Raw genomic sequence first — 21,318 nt, forward strand, 5'->3', positions numbered from 1 at the left:
CCCTTTCGCATGGACGAAGGGGCTTTCGTTTTGTTGTGATGGAAGTGCAGTTGACTCTTCGTTCGATCCTGACAAACTCATCCTGTAAGAGTTCTGGCACCCATCGCGGCCAAGGGCGTACTCTTAGGGCTCCCATGTCCCTTAGCCCCATGAAATCTCTTCGCCGATGCTTTCTCTGGCTGGTCTGTTTGTTTGGCGTGGGTGGCGGTCAGCTGGCCCGCGGCTACTCCGTCATGACGCACGAGCAACTCATCGACCTCACATGGGACGCATCCATCGTTCCGCTCCTGCGCAGCCGCTATCCCTCGTTAACGCCCGAGCAACTGGAGCAGGCGCGCGCCTATGCCTACGGCGGATGTGTCATCCAGGACATCGGCTACTATCCCTTCGGCGACGCCTTCTTCAGCAACCTCACGCATTACGTGCGCAGTGGCGACTTCGTTGTGAACCTCTTCCGCAACGCGCAGAACGCCAACGAACTCGCCTTCGCCATCGGTGCTCTATCGCATTACATCGGCGACAACGTGGGGCACGCCACCGCCACCAACCGCGCTGTTCCCGTGGAGTTCCACAAACTGCAGGAGCGTTACGGAAACACCGTGAACTACGTGCAGGGCGAACACCAGCACGTTCGCGTGGAGTTTGCTTTCGACATCAACGAGGTGGCGCACCACCGTCTTGCTCCGCAATCCTATCTGCGGCATGTGGGACTTGAGGTTTCCACGCGCCAGTTGTCGCTGGCCTACTACCAGACCTACGGCATCCGCGCCGACTTTACCGTGAAGCGCACACACCGCATCAACGTGCGCGGCTATCGCTTCTCCGTGCGCAGCTTCATCCCACGCATTGCGTATGCTGTTACGCTGCTGCATCGTGGCAAACTGCCGCAGGAAATGCCCAGTGATGACGTGCGCAAACTCGACGCGGAGATTGCCACCGTCGCCGCGCAGAACCATTGGGACGACTATCGCCAGAAGCCCGGTATCGGTACGTATTCCCTTGCGGGCCTGTTGTGGATTCTGCCGAAGGTCGGCCCCATCAGCCTGGTTGCCGTGAAAGGTCCCACGACCGATACCGAAGCCGAATACATCCACTCAGTGCTCGTCTCCACAGACAGACTGAATGCGGCGTTGCGACGCTTCACACCCCCACCGGCAACGGTTGTGCCAGTGGCAACGCTACCGCCCGCAACAACAGGGAAGCTGGACGCAGAACTCACAGGTGAGATCGTCCCGGCGCTCGCGAACGTCGCTTCTTCGACAACAACGCGCGCCCCGGACGACTTACTGCCTGCTGGAACGTTGGCCAACGGAACATCCCTGGCAATCGAACAACGTGGCACGCGGACGCCGCCCGATCCGCGACATCCGCTGGCCAATCGCGATCTGGATACAGGCGTGGTCGTGCGGCCGTCTGGCTATCCGCTCACAGACCAGACCTTCTGCAAACTGGCGCACACGCTGGCCGCGCAGCCTGGGTTGGCGATCCCGCCTGGCATCAAGCGGGACATCCTGGCTTACTACTCCAACATGAATCTGCCCTTTGACACCCGCAAACACCCGGATCAGTGGAAGCAGTTACAGGCCGATCTGACAACGCTGAGCGCGATGAGCACCAGCAGCGAGCCGACACCGTATCCAACCTTCGGTGAAGGGGACGACGACGAACCAGATGTCGCAGGCGGAAGCAAGTAAGTAGAGCGATGCGAATTGCCGTTATTCGTGATCCTCAGCAGAGACGCTAGGGATGGGCTCCAAGCCAGCGGCGGGCGGTGAAGTCCGTGACGACACTGGCCGCCAGCAGGCCAACGCTGATCATCAGCGCACCCGCAGCCCACACCAGCGAGATGTGTCCACGCTGGAAGAAGAAGTCCAGAATGCCGAAGACCAGAACCAGCACTGCCGCTTCTGCAAAGAAGGACGAGCAGCGCCGCGAAGCAATGGCTACCAGTTCTGGCAGCGACGAGGACGACGCGGAGTTTGCGTTGTCCTGTGAGGTGACGAGACGAGGACCTTTATTCTGGAGGAATGTATTTGCTGCATGCTTGTGGAACATAAAAATACCCTTTGTTACTTATTCAAGTCTGACCCAGATAAGTGACAAAGTCGAGTTAATTTCCAGCAAATACAACATAATGAGCCATTTATGTATAACTATGCGGATTTGTGCATAGTTATACATGGCTATTCCCGGAGGAGTACCCCTCCCCCCCTGTTTTTCTAAAATCGTCTTTCCATTGGGTTTACTTTGCGGATGGCGCTAAAATCGTCTGCGCATTGGGGTTAGAGGCAGAATCCTCTTTCTAAAAGATTTAACTTAGGACTCGACGAGGCGAAGTTATGCCTGTTCTTAGTTTAGCGGCTGCATGGAAATAACATGCCAACTCAATTTCTTTTGGTTTGTTGAAGTTGGGTGGTTTGGGGGCTTGACAGGATATTTCGTGCCCTCTCCGGGGCTGCGGCGTGAGGCCAGCCATGAGCGGTTGTGAGGGCGCGGGATTGGACCTGCCCTCCTGCTGGATTTGTTGGCCGCGCCTTTTCTTTTGTCGGTCTTTTACAGCAGGGCTGAAGCCCTGCCCTTTCCGAAAGAAAGACTCGGCCTTATGCGGCGGAAGATCGCTTCGCGATGCTACCGGCGGCCTGCTTGAGGATGCGGAGAGCGGCGTTCACAGACTCGGAATCGGGGAAGGTGTCGAGAAGATCGGCGTCCAGAACGATGGTATTTCGCGACGCCATTGCGCGATCATGGTGTTTGCCACGCACGCCTTTGCTGAAGTCGAGATTGGGGCGCTCCGCGAGTGGGTCGAGTTCAGCCGACTTCTTCATATTGGTGGCGTTCCGTCGCAGTTGCGAGACGCGCGCCGATGCGCACGGTGGATTCGGTTTCAGTGTAAACGACAAACAGAACGCGTCCCTGGGAGGATGTGCCGACGGTTATGTAGCGCTGTTCGTCGATGGAATGTTGATCGTCCGGCAAGGTGGAGGCTAGGGGATCGAGAAAGACCGTCTCGGCTTCCGCGAAGGATACGCCATGTTTGCGGAGATTACTTTTAGCCTTCGCTGGATCGTACGTGAAGTTGAGCGGCTGCATGGCATGAGTAAAACCGAAAACTCATGTGGATAAGTGGGGTATTAATTCTCTCTTGGCCTTGTATCGCTTCGCGGCCAGCCATGAGCGTTGTGAGAGCGCGGTGTTGGGTCTGCCCTCCTGTTGGAGTTGTTGGCCGCGCCCTTTTGTTTTTGGGGCTGATACCTGGGTCTTCGGCCCAGGCTAATATTTCGTCGCGCCTTTGGCGCTTATTGCTGTGGCCGTTCGAGTTGGGGCAGGAAGGCGAGGGTTGCGGGGCCGCTGCCGTGGAGCATGGCGGTGAGGAGGGACTTTTCCTGCGGTGTGATGGGGCGGTACTCGCTTAGGTCGACGTGGTCTTTGATGGGTGCCGTTGCGTTCGCCTGTGCCTCGTGGTCCCCAACGGGGATCGCTCGACGGACTTCGGATAAGAGTGAGGCTAGGCTCCGCATGCTCCTCCTCTAATGAAATAGAAAATGCTCATTTCTCGAACAGGCCATCGAACGAACTTTTAAGCAATTTCCAGCTCTCAGAACCTTCACCATCATTGAAGAATTTATTTTCCTTCAAAAGATGACGTTTAAGAGCTATAGGCTTTATGTTCAAACCGACAGTCTGATACAGGTCTTTAAAAAACTGCTTGCCGCTGCATTGTGTTATCCAAGAGCTTGACCACTCTTGTTCTTTCTCGCGGTGGATTGCCTCGCAGCGTTCGATGAATTGGTTCTTCCAAGTCGTTTCATTAAGGAGAGTAACTTGTTGGCGTATCTTAGATAGTCGACCGAATAAAGCTTCCGCTGCTTTCTGATAATTACCGGCGCTACGGTCCGGGGGGCGAAGACCGGGATTCTCATAATCCAGTTCCTCATAAGCTTGATCGATGGCTCGCGCGCGAAGCTGCCGCTTCGCTATTTGTTCAAAAAGTTGGGTTGCGCTTCCAAGATCGGTCGGCAAATTTGTTGCTGCAAAATCTTTGCGAAGCACATCGTAGAGGACTTGTTGATCTAAGAGGTAGTTCTCGAGACAGTAACGAGACCATTGTTCGATCTTCACCTGATTTGAGCTAGTGAGATTTGATGGGCGATCATCTCTGTCGAAAAGAAAATAAGATGTTCCCTCTTTCGTACCGTTCTTCTCTGCTTCCTGAAGCTTGACGATCTGCTTTTCAACTTCTTTTCTTCCTGCAAGGTCTCGGAATTTAACACGTGAAAGAATTTTTGGAAATGCAGTCTCCAATAATTCGACATCATCAGGCCCTTCGACGAATACAACGGCTTGATAAAGCATTTCTTCAACTTCTGAGGTGCCTAGCAACTTGAGAGCCTGTGCGACTTCAGGTTGATCTTGTTTGCGGATTACCGATGCCATGCCACCTTGTCTCAAGTGAAATACTTTGGCTTTGTCAATCCGCATTGCCGCGCCTAATATTTCCGGCGAGTGCGTACAGATCAAAGCCTGCATGTTCCTTGGTTTCAAAAATTCTTCGTCTAGGAAGGTGAGAAGATCCTTGCAAACCGCAGGATTAAGATGTAGTTCGGGCTCATCAAGAAGCACTAAACCACCGTTCTCAATGGATCGGTCTAGGGTTACAAACAGAAGGATCAAGCCTTTCTCGCCGCTGCTCATCGAGTCGATATCGAAGACTTTCCCGCTTCTGGTATCTCTAACAGTGATCGATGCTTGTCCAAATTGATTGACCGAAAAATCGACAAGCTCTCGTTCCTTCAAAAGTGAGTTGAAGACTCGTCCGAAGACGTCTTCCATTCGTTTTCTGCTTTCGGGGCCCTCCAATAAAGCAGAGAATATGGTTGTTTTGAGCCGTTGGTATTTCAAGGATGGTTGAGAGTTGTGTGACTCAAGTTGTTGTTGTGCGTCTACGGAGCCAAGTTGAATAGGGATGTCGCCAGTTGGCATTGCGCGATCAGCGGGAAAGAAGCTAAATAGCGACTTAAAAGGGCTAAGGCGACTTTCGAACACAGAGAATACCGTCTGCGCGAAGAGGTCGCCGCCCTCATAGCTTCCTTCTGTTGGATTGATCTGTAACAGTAAATCGCATGAAGCCGATGCCGTGAGTCTCGCAATATGTTGTTGGACAAATTGATCGACTTGGGATTTCATCGCGATCCCATTTGGAGATGACATAAATTGAATGAGTGACGTTTGGCCAGTTTCAAGTGATATGCCCGTCTGTGCAGAAATTATTCGTCGTACAAGATCGGGAAAGATGGCCGGTAGCATCGTAACTTCGGACTGACTCAAGCCAAATTTGCACGAAATCTTGATTGGCTCTTGCCGCTCATTAGAAATTGCAGAAAAGTTTTGGACATTGGGTAGATTTTGGGGCGTTACTCCTAGCGCCACGAGAATCGCGCGGGATTCGCTCTGGGTACGGGGCGCTAGGGTTGCCTTACAAAGTCGAAGCGCTTCGAGTACAGTCGTTTTCCCGACTGCATTAGGACCTATCAGGAGATTTGCACCTTCATCTAGATCAAGGTTGAGGCGATTTATCGCCCGAAAATTTTCGATAGATATGCTTCTTAAGTGCAATTAGGCCTCCATTTGCTCCAAGTTATTCCACCGTCACACTCTTAGCAAGGTTTCTTGGTTGGTCTACGTCGCAGCCTCGGCGTACTGCTATGTGGTACGCGAGGAGTTGCAGGGGGACTACTTCGAGGATGGGTAGGAGTAGTTCCGGGGCGGCTGGGATGGTGATGACGTGTTCGACCAGGCCCTGTAGGTGGGTGTGTTCCTGTTGTTCGTGGACTGCGCGGGCCTTTAGCGCTTCGGCCGTTGTGGCTGCCGCGTTTGCATTCCCAACTGGGACAGGAGAAGCAGGTCCCTCCACTTCGCTGCGCTCCGGTCGGGATGACGGAGTACTGAAGGAAGATGCGTTCTGCTCGTCGTACTGGTAGGGTGCGGTGGCGATGGCGATGACGCGGCCGCTGCGGGCGGTTACTTCCTGGATGTTGGAGAGGGTCTTTTCGTACTTGAGGACGCTGGTGGGGTCTGCGGGGTCCTTGGTGGCGATGCAGACGACGGGGAGCGTTTCGTCGATGAGGGCGTTGGGGCCGTGCTTCATTTCGCCGGCGGGGTAGCCTTCGGCGTGGATGTAACTAATCTCCTTGAGCTTGAGCGCGCCTTCGAGGGCGATGGGGTAGTGGATGCCTCGGCCGAGGAAGAGGAAGTCGCGCGCGGTAGAGAAGTGTTTGGCCAGATCGCAACACTGGTCGTCGACGCCGCGCAGGATTTCTTCTAACTTACGGGGGATTTCGGCTAACTCGGAGACATATTGTTTTGACTGCTCGGCGGTGACATGGCCGCGCTGCTGTCCCAGGTAGAGTGCCAGCGTAAACAGCGCGGTGAGTTGCGCGGTGAAGGCCTTGGTGGAGGCGACGCCGATTTCCGGGCCTGCGTTGGTGGTGATGACGCCGGATGCTTTGCGCGTGATCGCCGATCCCACCACGTTGCAGATGGCCAGTGTGGGCGTGCCTTTGCTGACCATCTCCATTTGTGCGGCGATGGTGTCTGCCGTCTCGCCGCTTTGGGTAATTAACAAACCTAACGATCCGGGGATGGGGTCGCGGTAGCGATATTCGCTGGCGTAGTCGACGTCGACGGGGAGGCGGGCGAGGCGCTCGATCATGAACTTGCCCGCGAGGCCTGCGTGCCAACTGGTGCCGCAGGCAGCGATGGTCATGCTGGTGGCGGCTTTGATTTGTTCGGGGGAGATCTGGAGGTCGGGGAGGTAGACCTGGCCGCTGTCGAGCGAGACGCGGCCCAGCGTAGTGTCGCGGACGGCGCGCGGCTGCTCGTTGATTTCCTTGAGCATGAAGTGCTTGTAGCCGGCCTTTTCCGCCTGGATGGGATCCCATGTAATGCGCTGCGGCTGGCGCTCATGCACGATGCCTTCGAAGTCGGTGAAGGTGACACCGGACTTCGTCAGGATGGCGCACTCGCCGTCGTTGAGGAAGACGATGTCGCGTGTGTGATGCAGGATGCCGGGGACGTCGGAGGCGAGGAAGTATTCGCCGTCGCCGATGCCGATGACGGCGGGCGGTCCGCTGCGTGCGGCGACGAGTTTGTCCGGCTCGCGCGCGCTGAGGACGCCGATGGCGAACGCTCCGGTGAGCCGCTTCACCGCACGCCGCACGGCCTCTTCGAGGGGTATGTTGCTGGGTGGGGTTTCGAGGATGGCTTCTGCGGCGTTGGCTTCGGTGGGGCTCTGATCCCACATCTCAGAAGCGAGATGTGGGGCACCCGCTTCGGTGGCGGTGGCTGGAATCGAACCGGCGGCTTTTTCGAGCTCGTCTTCGATGAGGTGCGCGATGATTTCGGTATCGGTTTCGGAGACGAAGCGATGGCCGCGTGCGATGAGGTCGTGCTTCAGCGAGAGGTAGTTTTCCACGATGCCGTTGTGGACGACGACGAGCGTGCCGGTGCCGTCGCGATGCGGGTGTGCGTTCTCTTCGGTGGGGCGGCCGTGCGTGGCCCAGCGGGTGTGGCCAATGCCGTAGGTGCCACGCAGTGGATGCTCCTGCAGCACCTTCTCCAGGTTGCTCAGCTTGCCGGGCGCGCGTCGCACGTCGAGTAGTGTGGGGTTGTCAGCGATGCCCGCGACGGCGATGCCAGCAGAGTCGTATCCGCGATACTCCAGCCGACGCAAACCTTCCACAATCAGGGGGACAACATCTTTTGGACCGATATAGCCAATGATTCCGCACATGGATGTCAGTGTAGAACGCGATAGGGCGAAAGCATGTTGCGCCGGAGGTTCATTCCGGCGCAACGATGAGTCTGAAGGGGACAGTGTGTGTGACAGATGTGCCACCACTTACGCCTGTGGCTGTGATGGTAACGGCATACGTCCCGGGAGGTGTGTGGTCCGGATACTTGCCACTGCATGCTGTCGTACCCAGCAGCAGGATCGTTACCAACGCAGCCATGAATAGCGGCAGTCGACGTCGTGGTACAAAGAACAGCATTCCAGCCGCAGGCAGAAGGCACAGTGCAATCGTCGATGGGGCCATCGACCGTGTCTCTGATTTGAAGTTTGTAATTGTGGATGTCTCCACAACAAAGGAAACGGCTGCCGTGGACGACAATGCATAGCGGCCCCTGTCGAAGGTGCAGGTGGCCACCGGCGGCAGGTTGCCACAGGTGAGTGAGACGCTGCCGTTGAAATTGTTCATGGAGGTTAGCGTGAGCTTCGTCGTGGCGTGATGTTCTGTCTGCACGCTGAGCGTCGGGCCGGTTGGAGAGATAGAGAAGTCTGGCGGTGGTGGAACCGTAAGCGTTATCGTGACGGTATTCGATGTAGAGGGCGCAAAGATTGTAGTGCCGCTATAGACCGCAGTAAGTACGTGCGTTCCACCCGTGAGTGTTCCTGCGGGAAGCGTAACGTTGCCATTTAATACTCCGGCAATGCCCAGCTTTGTGCCATTGTCCAGAATGCTTATGGTGCCAGTAAGCGCCGTGCCTTTGTAACTGGAAGATGCCGCCGTGGTGAGAACGATGGGGGTAGCCGTGGTTCCTGATGTGGGATTGCCGGCCAGAGAGAGCGTGGTTGGTGCAAAGTGCACAGTCTGGCTAAAGACGCCGGTGATGTCGGCACCGGGAATGCTACTGGTCAAGACGCCCTGAAATGTATGCCGACCGGGAGTGAGTGTCGTGGTGACGATGTTGGCATCGCCCGTGGCGTCAAGGCCTTTATCAAGGATGACAGTGCTGCCTTCCGTCACACGCAAATGTCCGGTCGCACCTGCTGGAAATGGCTTGGTGCTGCCGCCAATGGTGACCGGGTCGCCGTATTCGCTGGGATCAGGAAGCGAGTACAGACCACCCACCGAGGGCGCCGAATTTGAGAGGATCTGAGAGTTGACTATGCTGTCGTTGAAGTCGAGGCCTTCGTAATCGCACTCGTACTGATGAGAGCCAGCATCTGCGAAGAAGGTCGCGTAGACATCTGCGGTTCCAGTCGGAATGGCATCGACAAGAAGATTGCCATTATCGAAGATGCGCATGTGTCCCTGAAGGGATTGATTCTGATTGAGTCTGCAGCGAACCTGACCGGAGAGTTTGCTTCCAACATATGTCTGCGAATCCACATTCATCACAACAAGGGCTGAGGAAGCAGGCGTTGAAGAAACATAGACCCGGGTGGGCAATGAGATGGCTCTTGCTCCGTTGGTTTCTGCGAAACGCACCTGAAGTTCGTGCTGCCCTGGACTGAGGCCGATGGAGAAACTACCGGAGTAATAAGGCGGCGCGTTGTTAACGATGATGTCCTGCGTCTGTGCCGCAACGCCATCGACATAGAGAGTGACTGGATTATTGGTAGTCCAACTTGTTGTGCCGCTCAGAACCAGCGCGTAAGTGACAGTAATGTTGTCTGGTCCAGTCACATAGCGTGAGGGGCCCTGAATGATGCGGTTCTGGGGGCCAGTCCACATACCAGGCAACTCAATTGCACCCATGTCAATATTGACCGGAGCGCTCCCCTGCGTGCGCGGGTTACCTTCCAGATCGGTTGCAGGCTGAGGCAGCACACTGTTGCTGCCTGTATCGATGACCGCTGCAGAGTGTGGTGCGAGATTGCCTTTTGCATCGACACTGAGTTGTGGATCGCTGGTGATGTTTCCATGAGTCGCATCCGCCCCGCAGTCTGACGAAAAGGGAATGCCTGCGGTATAGGAGTCATTGAAGACAAAGACAGGAACGTTGCCGACCGTCGCATAGGCGGAGTTGAGACGGCATAGGAAGCCTGGAGCGCCGCTGTTGCTGGAGACGATGTTGTTCACGACCTGTACACGGGCATGAGCAGAGTCGATAAATACCTGCGGAAGCGCTCCGGTACCGTTGTTGGCAATGGTGTTGTTCAGGATGCGGATGAGCGGAGCGCCGAGCGGGAGGAGTCCAGGGGCGGTGAGATCCAGGAGTCCCAGATGGATTGCGGACGCCGAATTTGCCACATTTGAGCTGTTATTGCTGATTTCGTTGCCATCAATGGTGATCCTGGAAGCGTTGAACATGCAGATGGTGGCGCCGCACCCAGCCGCTGCCGAAGCAGGGCTGTTATTGCGGAAGATATTGTTTTCAATGACGGCATCCTCCGACGCCCAGACGAGGATCGTACCGTTCCCGGACTCTGTATTCCCGATGATCGTGTTCCTGGTGGCATGTGCGCGTGATCCGCCGTAGAGAAGGATTGCGGTTCCGCGATACGTGCATTGGCTCACGGGGTTGTAGGTATGGGTGCGGGTAATGGTGTTACCCGTAATGGTGGGGCTTCCCTGTGCATTAATGCTGGTGCATGCATTGTCGGTGAAGATATTGTTCTGGATGGTAGGCGAAGCGTAATGAATGTAGACGCCTCCGCCGCCGATGTTCGACGGACCCGACCCGGAACCGTTGCGGATGGTGAAGCCGCTGAGTATCGCCTGGCTGGTTTCCCCGCTGCCGAATGCCACCACGGGGCCTGTCGAACTGCCATCCAGAATGGTGGTGGCGGGGCCATCCGAACTGGTAACCGTGATGTTGCGCCCGTGGAAGTCCAGGTTCACGTAGTAAGTTCCCGGAGCAACGATCACGGTGCCGCCATTGCTGCTGCTGTCGATTGCGGACTGGATCGTGGGTTTGTCAGCAGGGACGCGAATGGTCGTCTGCGCATGCAGGGACAGGCAAAACAGCACTGCAAACAGCACTGCGGCAAAACGCCGGGAGAGCAGGGGAATGGTCATAAGTGAGTGAAGCCATTCTGCCACAGACGTGTGTATCCATGACACATATCTGACACAAGCCTGACAAACCGTGTGACCGTCGTCACAGACCCGTCGCGCGAAACCGCAGACGATACGCATACGAGGTTCCGCCCATGCGTATTCCATCGACGAAGATCTGCCCCAGCTCCAACCGGCCCTGCGCAGGGAAGTGTGCAGGCTATGGCACCAGCTCAAACTGCCCGCCGCTGATCGTACTGGCGGTGCTGGCCACATCCACATGCGATGCGGCAGGAGAATGCCGATGAGCGCCGTTGCACCTGTTGTCCCGAACGTGGCAACGCCGCGTTACAACAAACACAACTATCTGAACAACGGGCATGGGGTAAAGAACTGGCTGCTTACCAGTGACCACAAGCGTATCGCCCTGATGTACATGTGGCCGTGACGTTTTTCTTTGCGCTCCAGTCCACCTATAACCACCTTCGTGTTGCGGCCTGCTGACTTCTCCTGGCAGGCCGCTTTTTTTACGAAGGTTATTCAGCGCAGTGGCGCAGTTGTTCCATGTCTTTCAGTTGAAGCGTGTTTCCATCCATCTGCAACAATCCTTCTTTTCGAAAGGACGACAGAACACGTGTCACTGTCTCGCGCGAGATGCCAGCCATATGGCCCAGTTCTTCGTGCGTGAGCGGCATGTGGAAGCGGACAGTATTGGGGAAGCGGCCGTTGTGATTGTCATGCTCGCCAGCCAGCACCAGGCCGCCCCACTCCACCAGAACGCTGGCGAGCTTCGCAGATGCAGAGCTGGAAAGCGCCAGTCGCCGCGCGCTCAACACAGCAGAGTCATACTCGCGCGCCATGGCCATTACGGAGTTACGGCTTACCGCCTGAAACTCCTCCATGAACAACAGGAACTGTGTCCGCGGAATTGCTTTCACGGAGCACGGTTCCAGTGTTTCGGCGGTGGCTTCGTAACGGCTACGTTTGAGCGCAGCAGCAAGGCCAAGAACATCGCCGGGACCAACAATGCGCAGCAGCAGCAATCGACCATCGGGAGAGGAAGTCGTTAGCTTGATCGTGCCGCGACAGACCACGTATACCTGTTCCGGCGCATAGCCTTCGCGCAGCACCGATTCATGCGCGCCCAGGTGCACGAATTGGCCCATGCCGTCCAGCTTCTCCAGGGCGACATGGTCCAGCGAACAGAAACAGTGCGGGCCTTTGATCTCGCATTGAAGACAACTGCGGCGCAGTGGCATGGGGCTCCCCGTCTTTCAGTGTATGAGAGTCGCAAAATTCCTGTAGCTTACAGCGCTGTATCTGAAGTAGCTTGGGACGGGAGAAATGGCCATGTCACGCGTGTTGTCTGCGGTTCTGATAAGTGCGATTGCGTGCGGTAGTTTGTGCGCACAGGAAAATCCGGCAGCAAGTATTCAGACGAATCACGCGGTGACAGAATCCGATGGCACGGTCCGCATGCAGCGCATCGTACCTTTGCCCAAAGGAATTAGCCCGGAAGCAAAGGCATGGCTCAGCCGTCCTGCAGGTGATGCGGACGTTCCGCAAACACTGGAACAGCGCCGCACGATGCTGGACAAATCGCAGGCGCAGCATCGCGACATTCTGCTGAAGATGTTTGACGTTACCGTTCACGACAGCACCGTTGCGGGCGTGCCGGTGCGCGAAGTATTGCCAAAGGAGATGAAGCACCCAGACCGCGTGCTCATCTGCCTGCACGGTGGCGGATTCAATGCCGACTCCGGCTCCTACTCGGAATCCATTCCCGTTGCTGCGATGACCAGCAGCCGCGTGGTCAGCGTGCTGTACCGTATGGCGCCGGAACACCCATTCCCTGCTGGCGTGGATGATGTTGTCGCCGTCTATCGCGAACTGCTGAAGAAGTACCGTCCGCAACACATTGCTATCTTCGGCAGCAGCGCGGGTGCTGGCCTCACCATGCAGGCGGCGGTGCGCATCAAGCAGTTGAAATTGCCCATGCCCGCAGCACTCGGCCCGTTCTCTGTGCCTGCTGCAATGGATGACGGCGGCGATTCGCGCTCGCTCTACAACACCGATGGTCTGCGCGGCTATGTGCAGGTGCCCAACAACGCAACGACGAACCCATACGTTGGCACCACCGATCCGCGCGATCCGGTGCTCTCACCGCTGTACGCGGATCTGCACGACATGCCGCCCGCACTCTTTCTCACCAGCGAGCGCGACCTTCTTTTGAGCAGCACCACCATGCTTCACCGCGCTTATCTTCGCGCAGGCAGCGATGGTCGCTTGATCGTCTTTGAAGCTCTGCCGCACTGTTTCTGGAACAACTCTTCGCTGCCCGAAACGCGCGAGGCATGGAAGTACATGGCAGACTTTTTCAACCAGCAGTTGGCACGGCGATAAAAGAAGCGGCGTAGCAATCTGGCGTGTAGTCCATGCAGGCTGGCATGCGGTCACACGCACCATGAAGAGTTATTTCCAACACGCTGCCGCCACCGCGCTTCTTCTGCTGTTTCTCTCGCTGGCCACACTTCTGATCCTGCGCGCATAAAGATTCAGGGATCAGAAGTATGGAAGTTGCGCCAACGTGCGCAGTGCCTTAGCTCTCTTTGCGATAAAGCATGTTCCGAATGGTTTCGCGCCGCGCAGCATCCATTTCGGATTTCTCTTTGCGCTGGTCCGCGTCCAGCTTTTCTCTCTGTGCTTCCATCTCTTCTTCGGTGCACTCAGGACAGCGGTTGGCAAAGCCGGGCTTATCCGGCTTCAGCTCGAATTCTTCTCCGCACACAACACAGGTTTTGATCGGGAACAGCGGCATAACAGTTTTATTTTATCCAGCCGAAGCGGGTAGTGCATATGGGGCATGTCCGGAATACCGGCGTGGCATGGCCCAACTGTATGGATGAAACCGTATCGCCCATTCGGTGCCTGGTGGCCTCCCCCCGAGTTTTTCGTTGCCCTGTAGTTTGCGCTTGCGAATCGCAGCATCGCGGCGCAGAATACTCCCAATCGTCTCTCAATCTCTGCTTCAGGAAGAGGGTCGCTTCCATGGCGACATCCACGCTTTCCTGGTTGTCCGGCGGCCAGGGCAAACGTCCTGGCATCCTCTATCCCCATGCCCAATGGTGGTTTCTGCTGTGCATTGTGCTCACCTGGGTCGGTTTCGGCCATAGCTATTTCGCGCAGATCAGAACGCAGCCGCTGCTGCACCACGTCCATGGCGCGCTCATGGGCGGATGGATCCTCACGCTCATCGTGCAACCCATCCTGTACCAGCAGGGCAGGATGAAGCTGCACCGCACACTGGGCCGATGGGCGGTATATCTGCTGGTCCCGGCCATCGTGGTGTGTGTCTTTTTCATGATCCGCTCTATGCTACGTTTCACGCTGATCCCGCCCTTCATGGTGGACCATCTTGCGTTTCTGGATGTGGCTTCGCTCTTCCTGTTTCCGTTGTTTGTGGGCCTGGGTATCTGGTACGCCCGCAACATTCAACTGCACGCGCGATACATTGCATGCACGGTGATGCTTCTGATGCCGCCGGCGCTGGCGCGTGCGGGACTTATGTCCGCCTACCTGCGCACTCACTTTCGTTTGAATGTGAACCTGATGGTCGGCCTCATGAGTTTCGTTTTGCTGATGCTCATGGTCGACGATAAGCGCAAAGGCAAGCTTTACGCCGCTTATCCCGTGGCATTTACTGCAAATACCATCGTCTGCGTCTGCGCCAACTTTGCCCAGAACTGGGGTTGGTGGAACACACTTTCCGGCTGGATCAAAGGCTGATTTCGTCCTGCGGAATTTTCGCTGGACAAGCATGGAAGCGCAGGCGTACTTTATCGCCGCTGGTCGAAATCAGGCCAGCGGAGGTGAGTGTCATGGACGATGTAAACGTCGGTGCGCTCGATATGTTCGTGCGCTTTCTGATTGGCATGGCGCTGTTCAGCCTGGCAACCCTGCTCAAAGGCGACTGGCGCTGGCTCGCGCTTCTGGGCTTCGTCCCGCTTCTCACAGCAGCCTTCCGCTATTGCCCCTTCTACGACCTCATAGGCTGCACCACCTGCGAAGAAGCCCGTCGATTGCGGCGGGAAACCCGTATCGCGCACTAGCGCCTTCAAAACGGCCCAATTCAAAGGGATTGAGCAGTGGCGCACCGTGTTTTCTCAGTGAGAAACGCGCGCACGTTACCATTGCACTCAGGACTTTGACAGAGTCTTCCATCCCGCATCGGAAAGATTCCCCTTGGATTGAGTACGTCGTTCGTGCATCTTGAACGCCTGGACTTCACGACTCTCTACGCGTGTCACGCACTGCTATGTCTTGTCGCCGGGGTTAGCTTCCTGTTGTTGCGTCCCACGGTCAAGGTGCCGGGGCTGCGCTGGATAGCTGCGAGCTTCTTCCTGGATGAACTGTTTCTGTTACTGCTACTCAACCGAAACCAATGGCACAGCCCGGTGGTGTATCTCCTCACCGATCTCACTGTCCTGGCGGCGAATTATTGCTATTACCTGGGCTTCGCCCGGTTAATTGCTGTGCGAGCACGTCTGAAGTGGATTCAGATACTCTTCGCTTCTGTCTTCATTGCAATTTCTTATGCCATGCTGGTTGCTCCGGATATCAACCTGCGATGGATGCTTATTTGTGTCGCTACCGCACCAATGCATCTACTGCTGGCAGCGCAGTCAGGTCGCCATGCCCGTGGTTTGTTCGCACGAAAGTTGCTTGCGGCAATGGAACTGGTCATGGGCCTCGGTGCCACTTTTCAGGCCGTGCAGCTTCTCCTGTTACCTGCCGCGCCGCGTGCCCTCACTCCCCCAGCGCCTGTGCAATCGGCACTGCTGTTCCTGCAGCTTTGCCATGAGGTAGCCATCGCATTGTGCGTATTTCTCCTGGTCCATGAGCGCGTAACGCACGAGGCAGAATGCCGCGCCATGCAGGATACTCTGCCGGGCATGTTGAATCGTAAAGGGATGGAGCGAGAACTGGAGGCATTCTTCCTGCAGATGCAGCGCAGCGGCGGGGAATTGGTACTGGCGTTGATCGACCTGGATCACTTCAAGAAAATCAACGATGAGCATGGGCATCCGGCGGGTGACGCGGCTTTGGTGGAACTGGCCAATTCGCTCACCTCCCACATGCGGCCTTGCGACAGGGCAGGACGTTTTGGTGGCGATGAGTTTCTGGTCTTGTTGCCGGATGCCACGCCCGACTACGCAATTCGTACGCTGAACAGCGTGCGAATCCACGTGAGTAGCCTTCCGGGCAGACCCTTCACTCTCAGCAGCGGCGGAACCGTGGCACATCGCAGCGATACTGTGGAAACGATGCTGGCTCGCGCGGACAAATTGCTCTACCAGGCAAAGCAGAATGGCAGAGACTGCGTACTCATCGCATAGGCCACAAGAAGTGCAGTAGATAACTGCATTCCTTGTGGCCTACGGGATCCATACGTGATCGTTGGATTACTAAATTAACTCCGGACCGCAGTTCGCAAATGCAACTCCCGCATCTGCTGTTCCGTGGGCGCACTCGGAGCATCCACCATCAGGTCCACAGCCTTCGCTGTCTTCGGGAACGCAATCACTTCACGTAACGAAGTCGAACCTGTGAGCAGCATCACGATGCGGTCCAGTCCGAGCGCAATGCCGCCATGCGGAGGCGTGCCGTACTCCAGCGCTTCCAGGAAGAAGCCAAAGCGCTCCTTCGCCTCTTCTTCTGACATGCCGAGCGAACGGAAGATCTCCGCCTGCACATCCTTGCGATGAATACGGATGGAACCCGAACCAAGTTCGAGGCCGTTCAGCACCACGTCATACGCCAGCGCGCGGACTACGCCCTTGTCGTTGAAGAGAGCGCCGCTCTTGATGTCGTCCTCATGCGGCGAAGTAAACGGATGATGCGCCGCATCCCACGTCTTCTTCTCCTCATTGAACTCGTACATCGGGAAGTCCGTCACCCACAGGAAGCGGTAGTCGTCAGCGGTGCCCTTCTTCTCAAAGAGCTTGTGTTTATCCGCGTACTTCTTCGCGAGTTCGAGGCGTAATCCACCCACGCGCTTCGGAATCCATTGGCGATCGAAATTCCACATCGCAGGCGTGCCCAGCTTCGGCGTGATCACCACAGCAAGATCATCCGTGGTGAAGCTTTCGCCGTTAAACGCAATGGTGGTCGCGTTCAGGTGTGAGCCAATCTCTTCTGCCAGAGGCACAAACTGTTCTGCGGTGCGAAGACGTACAAGGTCCAGCGCATCCAGGCCGCTATCGCCAAAGAAGGTACGAATCTCGCTCAGCAACGACTTGCGCGCCGTGCTGCTCAGCTCGCCCACCTTCGGAATCACAAAGCCATAGACGGGTAGACCCTGTTCAATCTTCAGCGTCGTGCGCAGCTCATCGGTCAGCACCGCAGACAGGTCCGCCATATGCGGCAACCGCATATCTGGCTTGTCGATGCCGTACTTGCTGATGGCTTCGTCATACGTCATGCGCAGAAATGGCGTGTTGATCTTTTGCCCTGCGGCTTCAAACGCAGCCACGAGGAATCGCTCCGCCACGCCAAAGATCGTCTCCTGAGTGGGGAAGCTCACTTCCAGATCAATTTGTGTGAACTCCGGCTGGCGGTCGGCGCGCAGGTCTTCATCGCGGAAACAACGCGCTATCTGGAAGTAGCGGTCGAAACCGCCCACCATCAGAATCTGCTTGAAAATCTGCGGCGACTGCGGCAGTGCATAGAAATTCCCCGGATGCACACGTGACGGAACCAGATAATCGCGCGCACCTTCCGGCGTGGAACGCGTCATGAATGGCGTTTCAATCTCCAGGAAGCCTTCGCTGGAAAGCTGCGCACGCACGGCCTGCGCAACCTTGTGCCGCGTCAGGAAGTTGTGCTGCATCTCCGGACGGCGTAGGTCAAGGTAGCGATACTGCAACCGCAGTTCTTCATTGCCAATCACGTCTTCCGCAGGCGAGAAGGGAGGCGTCTTGGCATCGGACAGCAGCAGCAATTCCGTGCAGACCACTTCAATATCGCCGGTGGGCATATTGGGATTGGTCAGGCCTTCGCCGCGTACGCGGACGGTGCCCAATGCCGCCACCACAAACTCGGGGCGGGCGGCTTCGGCCTTGGCCAGCGTCTCCGCGCCGGAATTGCTGCGGTCCACCACGATCTGGGTGATGCCGTTGCGATCGCGCAGGTCAAGAAAGATCAAATCGCCGTGGTCGCGGCGCCGGTTAATCCACCCCATCAGGGTGACGTTCTGTCCTGCGTCGGCGGCGCGCAGGTCTCCGCACATGTGTGTGCGCTGGTGTTGGCCGAGAAAGTCGAGTGTCACGATACCCCTATTGTACGAAGTTTGGCGCACATGGGCGTCACACCGTTCACCCGGAAGTGGATGACTGATTCTTTTGCCAGCTTTTCTGCCTTTCCGTTCCGGTTACCGTCTGTAGGAATGGTCGGATTCTGCAGATTTGGACACCTGGCCCTCTCCGCGCTCCTATTGGCCAGCGTCACCCTGCGAGCGCAGGAAAACCTGCCAGAGGCCCCGGTCCCCGCCAATCTGCAAGTCCCGGTGAAGCCAGCGCCCCATCTGAAGCAAAGCCCCGCCGATACCGCACCCAACGAGAAATTCCATTGGAAGGGGCTGGTTCTGCAGTCCATGGGACTCCTGCTGCTACAGCACAGCGTCCGCATTGCCATGGCCAATGATCACGACATGCACCTGTTGGTGAATAAGCCCTACTGGAGCGACTATTGGGCCTCTGTCGACCAGTTCAACTGGAGGCGGTGGAATGATGGAGACAGTTTCTCTGTGAATTATGTTGGCCATTCCATGGAGGGAGCTGTCGCAGGCTATCTGGAAATCCAGAACAATCCCCGCGACCGTGCCGTGCGGTTCGGTAACAACCGGCATTACTGGATGAGCCGCCTGCGCGGAACTGCATGGGCAGCCGTTTACAGCACACAGTGGGAGTTGGGGCCGCTGGGTGAATCTGCCGTGTTCAACCAGGGCGGCTTTACCTATCCCATTCAGTGCAAACCCAATTGCGGACCAAACTCCAAATACACGAACAACACCGGGTGGGTTGACCTGGTGATCACACCCACGGTGGGAACGCTGTGGGTGGTGGGAGAGGATGTTCTGGACCGCTACGTGACCGATGCGCTGGTGCAAAGGCATCCGGGTTCGTTTCCGTTTCTGTTGCTGCGCGCTGGCGCGAATCCCTCGCGCTCGCTGGCAAATGTTCTGCGTGGCCATTACCCCTGGTGGCGCGACTACGAACATCCCGGCCAATACGATTCCGCAATGGTCCACGCCTTTCAACGCGCTCTGGACAAGGAGCCGGTGGAGCGCGGTGATGTCTCCCTTTATTTCCAATCGCAGTATCTGCGCACCAACCGCGATGGCTGCATGGAATGCCGCCGATGGGTACGTGGCGGTGGCATCACCGTGGCGGTTCAACTGCGGCGCTACCTGGATGTATTTGGCGACTTCAACATGGCTCCCGATGCCAGCCCGGAGTCCAGCACAAATGTTGGTGGCAACATCAGCGCTGCCATGTTCGGACTCCGCTCCGGCTATAACGGCAAACGATTTTCCGTAAAAGCGTCCATCGCGCCCGGGTTTGTCAGTTATTCCAGAACATCAGACAGTCCGCCGGGCACGCCTTCCGCCGACTACTATCGCACCACGGACTTCGCGGCCACCGTGGGCATCAACGCCGATGTAAAGGTGGCGCACAACATGGGCCTGCGCTTTGAGGTTCATAACACCCTGATCCGATACAAAAGCTCGTACCGCGATCCGGAGGGCATTGGCACGCCGCCGTACCTTTATTTCCTGTCGCACGACAACTACATCAACTCCACCAACTGGGGTGTACGTATAGGGCCTGTATGGCGCTTCTGACAGGGTTCTGCCTCAGGCGCTCAGCCCCTTTTCCACCATATCCAGCAGGCGTTTCCCGAGCATCTGCGCGGTTGCTGCATCAATGCCGCGCAGCGGTCCATCCAGCATCAGCAGCGCCATGCCATGCACCGTGGACCACGCCAGAAACTCCGCTCCCGGCCTGTCTTTTGCCTTCAAAATCCCCGCAGCCAACATCCGATTCAATGCCAGGCTAAGCAACTGAAACGGATTCAGCCCGGTAGCGCCTGCATTCGCAGGGTTCGGCGTCTCAAACACCGGCGCAGGAACGCTGAATCCTGTTTTGAACAGCCCCGGCTCGCTCAGCGCAAAGGTAAGGTAGCCCGTACCCACGGCACGCAGGCTGCGTCGCGCGTAACTCGCGGGATCCTTACCCGGTCGCAGGCTGTTCATCTCCGCTTCAATTGCCACGGCCAATCTTGCAATGCACTCGGACCGGACCGCCGCCAGCAGATCATTCTGGTTGGCAAAGTGGCGATATGCCGCATTGGGCACCACTCCCGCCCGTCGCGTTGCTTCCCGCAAAACCACGGCTTGCGGACCACCGGCCCGTGCCATTTCAATAGCCGCATCCAGCAGCGCACGCCGGAGATCGCCATGTCGAAACGTGTCACGTGGGGTGCCCGTCGCGGCTCGTTTTGCAGGACTTCGTCCTCGCGACTTCGATTCTGTTTTGGCCATGATTGCTAAAACCAATTCTAAATCGAAGTTTCATCAAATCGCATGGACAAAACGTATGTCCGGTGGTTCAATGTGGACACCGTACACATGCGGTGAAATGAGGGAGCGGAAAATGGCAGGCAAGGCAGGATTCGTCTGGTATGAACTGACAACCAGCGGCGATGTGGATGCCGCTGCAAAGTTTTATGGCGACGTGGTGGGCTGGGACGTGCGCGACGCCGGAATGCCCGGCATGAAATATCTCCTCTTCGGCAAGGGCGGCAAGGACGTTGGCGGCATGATGAGCTGGCAGTCCATCGGCATGAACGGCCCCAGCGTGTGGAAGGCTCATATCTACACGCCGGACGTTGATAAGGAAGCCGAAGCCGTCAAGCGCGACGGCGGCACGGTGCATCGTCCGCCGCAGGATATTCCCAACATCGGTCGTTTCGCTGTGGTTGCTGATCCGCAGGGCGTGGAATACCTGCTGTTTCAACCCTCCACGCAATATGCTCCGCCACGCCTGGCGCAGAATGAGGTGGGCAACGTCGGCTGGCACGAACTCCTCACCTCTGACGGGGAGAAGGCGTGGGAGTTCTATTCCAAGCATTATGGCTGGGAGAAGGACTTTGCCATGGACATGGGAGCGATGGGTGTCTATCAGACCTTCCGCATCGACACTGACCGCTACACCGGCGCCATGATGAATCTTCCTCCCGATGGCAGCATGGGGCAGCCGCGCTGGGTCTACTACTTTCAGGTGGAAGATGTGGACGCGGCAGTGCCGAAAATCGAAGCAGGCGGCGGTAAGATCACGCTGCCGGCTATGGATGTTCCTGGTGGATCACGCATCCTGCAGGCAACCGATCCGCAGGGCGGCGCCTTCGCGCTGGTGTCCTCCAAAGCGTAACGGTGCTTGCTGCGCGTAAGGAAACACAGCGAAGCTCAAACGAACGA

Annotated in this window: 19 protein-coding genes; 8 read left to right on the plus strand and 11 right to left on the minus strand. The window is 56.9% G+C overall.

The genetic code is table 11. The features are described from left to right. Positions 1–149 precede the first annotated feature (149 nt). Entirely contained in the window at positions 150–1,694 is a 1,545-nt protein-coding gene (locus tag AB6729_RS14145) for a zinc dependent phospholipase C family protein (RefSeq protein WP_371082270.1), read from the plus strand. A 46-nt stretch (positions 1,695–1,740) separates the two neighbouring features. Here AB6729_RS14145 and AB6729_RS14150 read toward each other — a convergent pair whose 3' ends face one another. The 7 genes from AB6729_RS14150 to AB6729_RS14180 form a co-directional block, all read right to left on the minus strand. Then, positions 1,741–2,055, minus strand: a complete 315-nt coding sequence (locus AB6729_RS14150) for a hypothetical protein (protein ID WP_371082271.1) — start codon at positions 2,053–2,055, stop codon at positions 1,741–1,743. A 545-nt stretch (positions 2,056–2,600) separates the two neighbouring features. Continuing rightward, a complete protein-coding gene (locus AB6729_RS14155; RefSeq protein WP_371082272.1) occupies positions 2,601–2,825 on the minus strand; it encodes a hypothetical protein in 225 nt (74 codons plus the stop codon). Then, positions 2,809–3,090 (minus strand): BrnT family toxin, encoded by a 282-nt coding sequence (locus AB6729_RS14160; RefSeq protein ID WP_371082273.1) that lies wholly within the window; start codon positions 3,088–3,090, stop codon positions 2,809–2,811. Before AB6729_RS14160 ends, AB6729_RS14155 begins: the two co-directional genes overlap by 17 nt. 206 nt (positions 3,091–3,296) lie before the next feature. Beyond that, a complete protein-coding gene (locus tag AB6729_RS14165) occupies positions 3,297–3,518 on the minus strand; it encodes a hypothetical protein (RefSeq protein ID WP_371082274.1) in 222 nt (73 codons plus the stop codon). A 28-nt stretch (positions 3,519–3,546) separates the two neighbouring features. Continuing rightward, a complete protein-coding gene (locus AB6729_RS14170; RefSeq protein ID WP_371082275.1) occupies positions 3,547–5,613 on the minus strand; it encodes an ATP-dependent endonuclease in 2,067 nt (688 codons plus the stop codon). 22 nt (positions 5,614–5,635) lie between these two features. Beyond that, on the minus strand, positions 5,636–7,789 hold the full coding sequence (gene glmS / locus AB6729_RS14175) for a glutamine--fructose-6-phosphate transaminase (isomerizing) (RefSeq protein WP_371082276.1): 2,154 nt from the start codon (positions 7,787–7,789) through the stop codon (positions 5,636–5,638). Positions 7,790–7,838: 49 nt separating this feature from the next. Beyond that, positions 7,839–10,826: an Ig-like domain repeat protein gene (locus AB6729_RS14180; RefSeq protein WP_371082277.1), complete on the minus strand. Its 2,988-nt coding sequence runs from the start codon at positions 10,824–10,826 to the stop codon at positions 7,839–7,841. 259 nt (positions 10,827–11,085) lie between these two features. On the opposite strand from AB6729_RS14180, the gene AB6729_RS14185 reads away from it, so the two are divergent. After that, a complete protein-coding gene (locus tag AB6729_RS14185) occupies positions 11,086–11,229 on the plus strand; it encodes a hypothetical protein (protein WP_371082278.1) in 144 nt (47 codons plus the stop codon). A gap of 88 nt (positions 11,230–11,317) precedes the next feature. Here AB6729_RS14185 and AB6729_RS14190 read toward each other — a convergent pair whose 3' ends face one another. Next, positions 11,318–12,040, minus strand: coding sequence for a Crp/Fnr family transcriptional regulator (locus tag AB6729_RS14190; protein WP_371082279.1), 723 nt, complete (start codon positions 12,038–12,040; stop codon positions 11,318–11,320). Between the two features lie 85 nt (positions 12,041–12,125). Here AB6729_RS14190 and AB6729_RS14195 point away from each other — a divergent pair, with 85 nt between their 5' ends. Further along, complete coding sequence (locus tag AB6729_RS14195; RefSeq protein ID WP_371082280.1) at positions 12,126–13,184, plus strand: alpha/beta hydrolase; 1,059 nt, start codon at positions 12,126–12,128, stop codon at positions 13,182–13,184. 196 nt (positions 13,185–13,380) lie between these two features. On the opposite strand, the gene AB6729_RS14200 is transcribed toward AB6729_RS14195, so the two are convergent. Next, positions 13,381–13,599, minus strand: a complete 219-nt coding sequence (locus AB6729_RS14200; protein ID WP_371082281.1) for a hypothetical protein — start codon at positions 13,597–13,599, stop codon at positions 13,381–13,383. Positions 13,600–13,829: 230 nt separating this feature from the next. Here AB6729_RS14200 and AB6729_RS14205 point away from each other — a divergent pair, with 230 nt between their 5' ends. From AB6729_RS14205 to AB6729_RS14215, 3 genes are all read left to right on the plus strand, one after another. Next, a complete protein-coding gene (locus AB6729_RS14205; RefSeq protein WP_371082282.1) occupies positions 13,830–14,567 on the plus strand; it encodes a hypothetical protein in 738 nt (245 codons plus the stop codon). Positions 14,568–14,659: 92 nt separating this feature from the next. Further along, entirely contained in the window at positions 14,660–14,890 is a 231-nt protein-coding gene (locus tag AB6729_RS14210; RefSeq protein WP_371082283.1) for a DUF2892 domain-containing protein, read from the plus strand. A 153-nt stretch (positions 14,891–15,043) separates the two neighbouring features. Further along, positions 15,044–16,177, plus strand: coding sequence for a diguanylate cyclase (locus AB6729_RS14215; protein WP_371082284.1), 1,134 nt, complete (start codon positions 15,044–15,046; stop codon positions 16,175–16,177). A gap of 74 nt (positions 16,178–16,251) precedes the next feature. Here the strand turns inward: AB6729_RS14215 and aspS are convergent, their stop codons facing one another. Continuing rightward, positions 16,252–18,069, minus strand: a complete 1,818-nt coding sequence (gene aspS / locus AB6729_RS14220; RefSeq protein ID WP_371082625.1) for an aspartate--tRNA ligase — start codon at positions 18,067–18,069, stop codon at positions 16,252–16,254. A 276-nt stretch (positions 18,070–18,345) separates the two neighbouring features. On the opposite strand from aspS, the gene AB6729_RS14225 reads away from it, so the two are divergent. Next, entirely contained in the window at positions 18,346–19,683 is a 1,338-nt protein-coding gene (locus tag AB6729_RS14225) for a hypothetical protein (protein ID WP_371082285.1), read from the plus strand. A 12-nt stretch (positions 19,684–19,695) separates the two neighbouring features. Here AB6729_RS14225 and AB6729_RS14230 read toward each other — a convergent pair whose 3' ends face one another. After that, entirely contained in the window at positions 19,696–20,382 is a 687-nt protein-coding gene (locus AB6729_RS14230) for a TetR/AcrR family transcriptional regulator (RefSeq protein WP_371082286.1), read from the minus strand. A gap of 112 nt (positions 20,383–20,494) precedes the next feature. Here AB6729_RS14230 and AB6729_RS14235 point away from each other — a divergent pair, with 112 nt between their 5' ends. Then, positions 20,495–21,271 (plus strand): VOC family protein, encoded by a 777-nt coding sequence (locus tag AB6729_RS14235; protein WP_371082287.1) that lies wholly within the window; start codon positions 20,495–20,497, stop codon positions 21,269–21,271. The last annotated feature ends 47 nt before the right edge of the window (positions 21,272–21,318 follow it).

Origin of the sequence: Terriglobus sp. RCC_193 (assembly GCF_041355105.1) — a bacterium.
GTDB lineage: Bacteria > Acidobacteriota > Terriglobia > Terriglobales > Acidobacteriaceae > Terriglobus.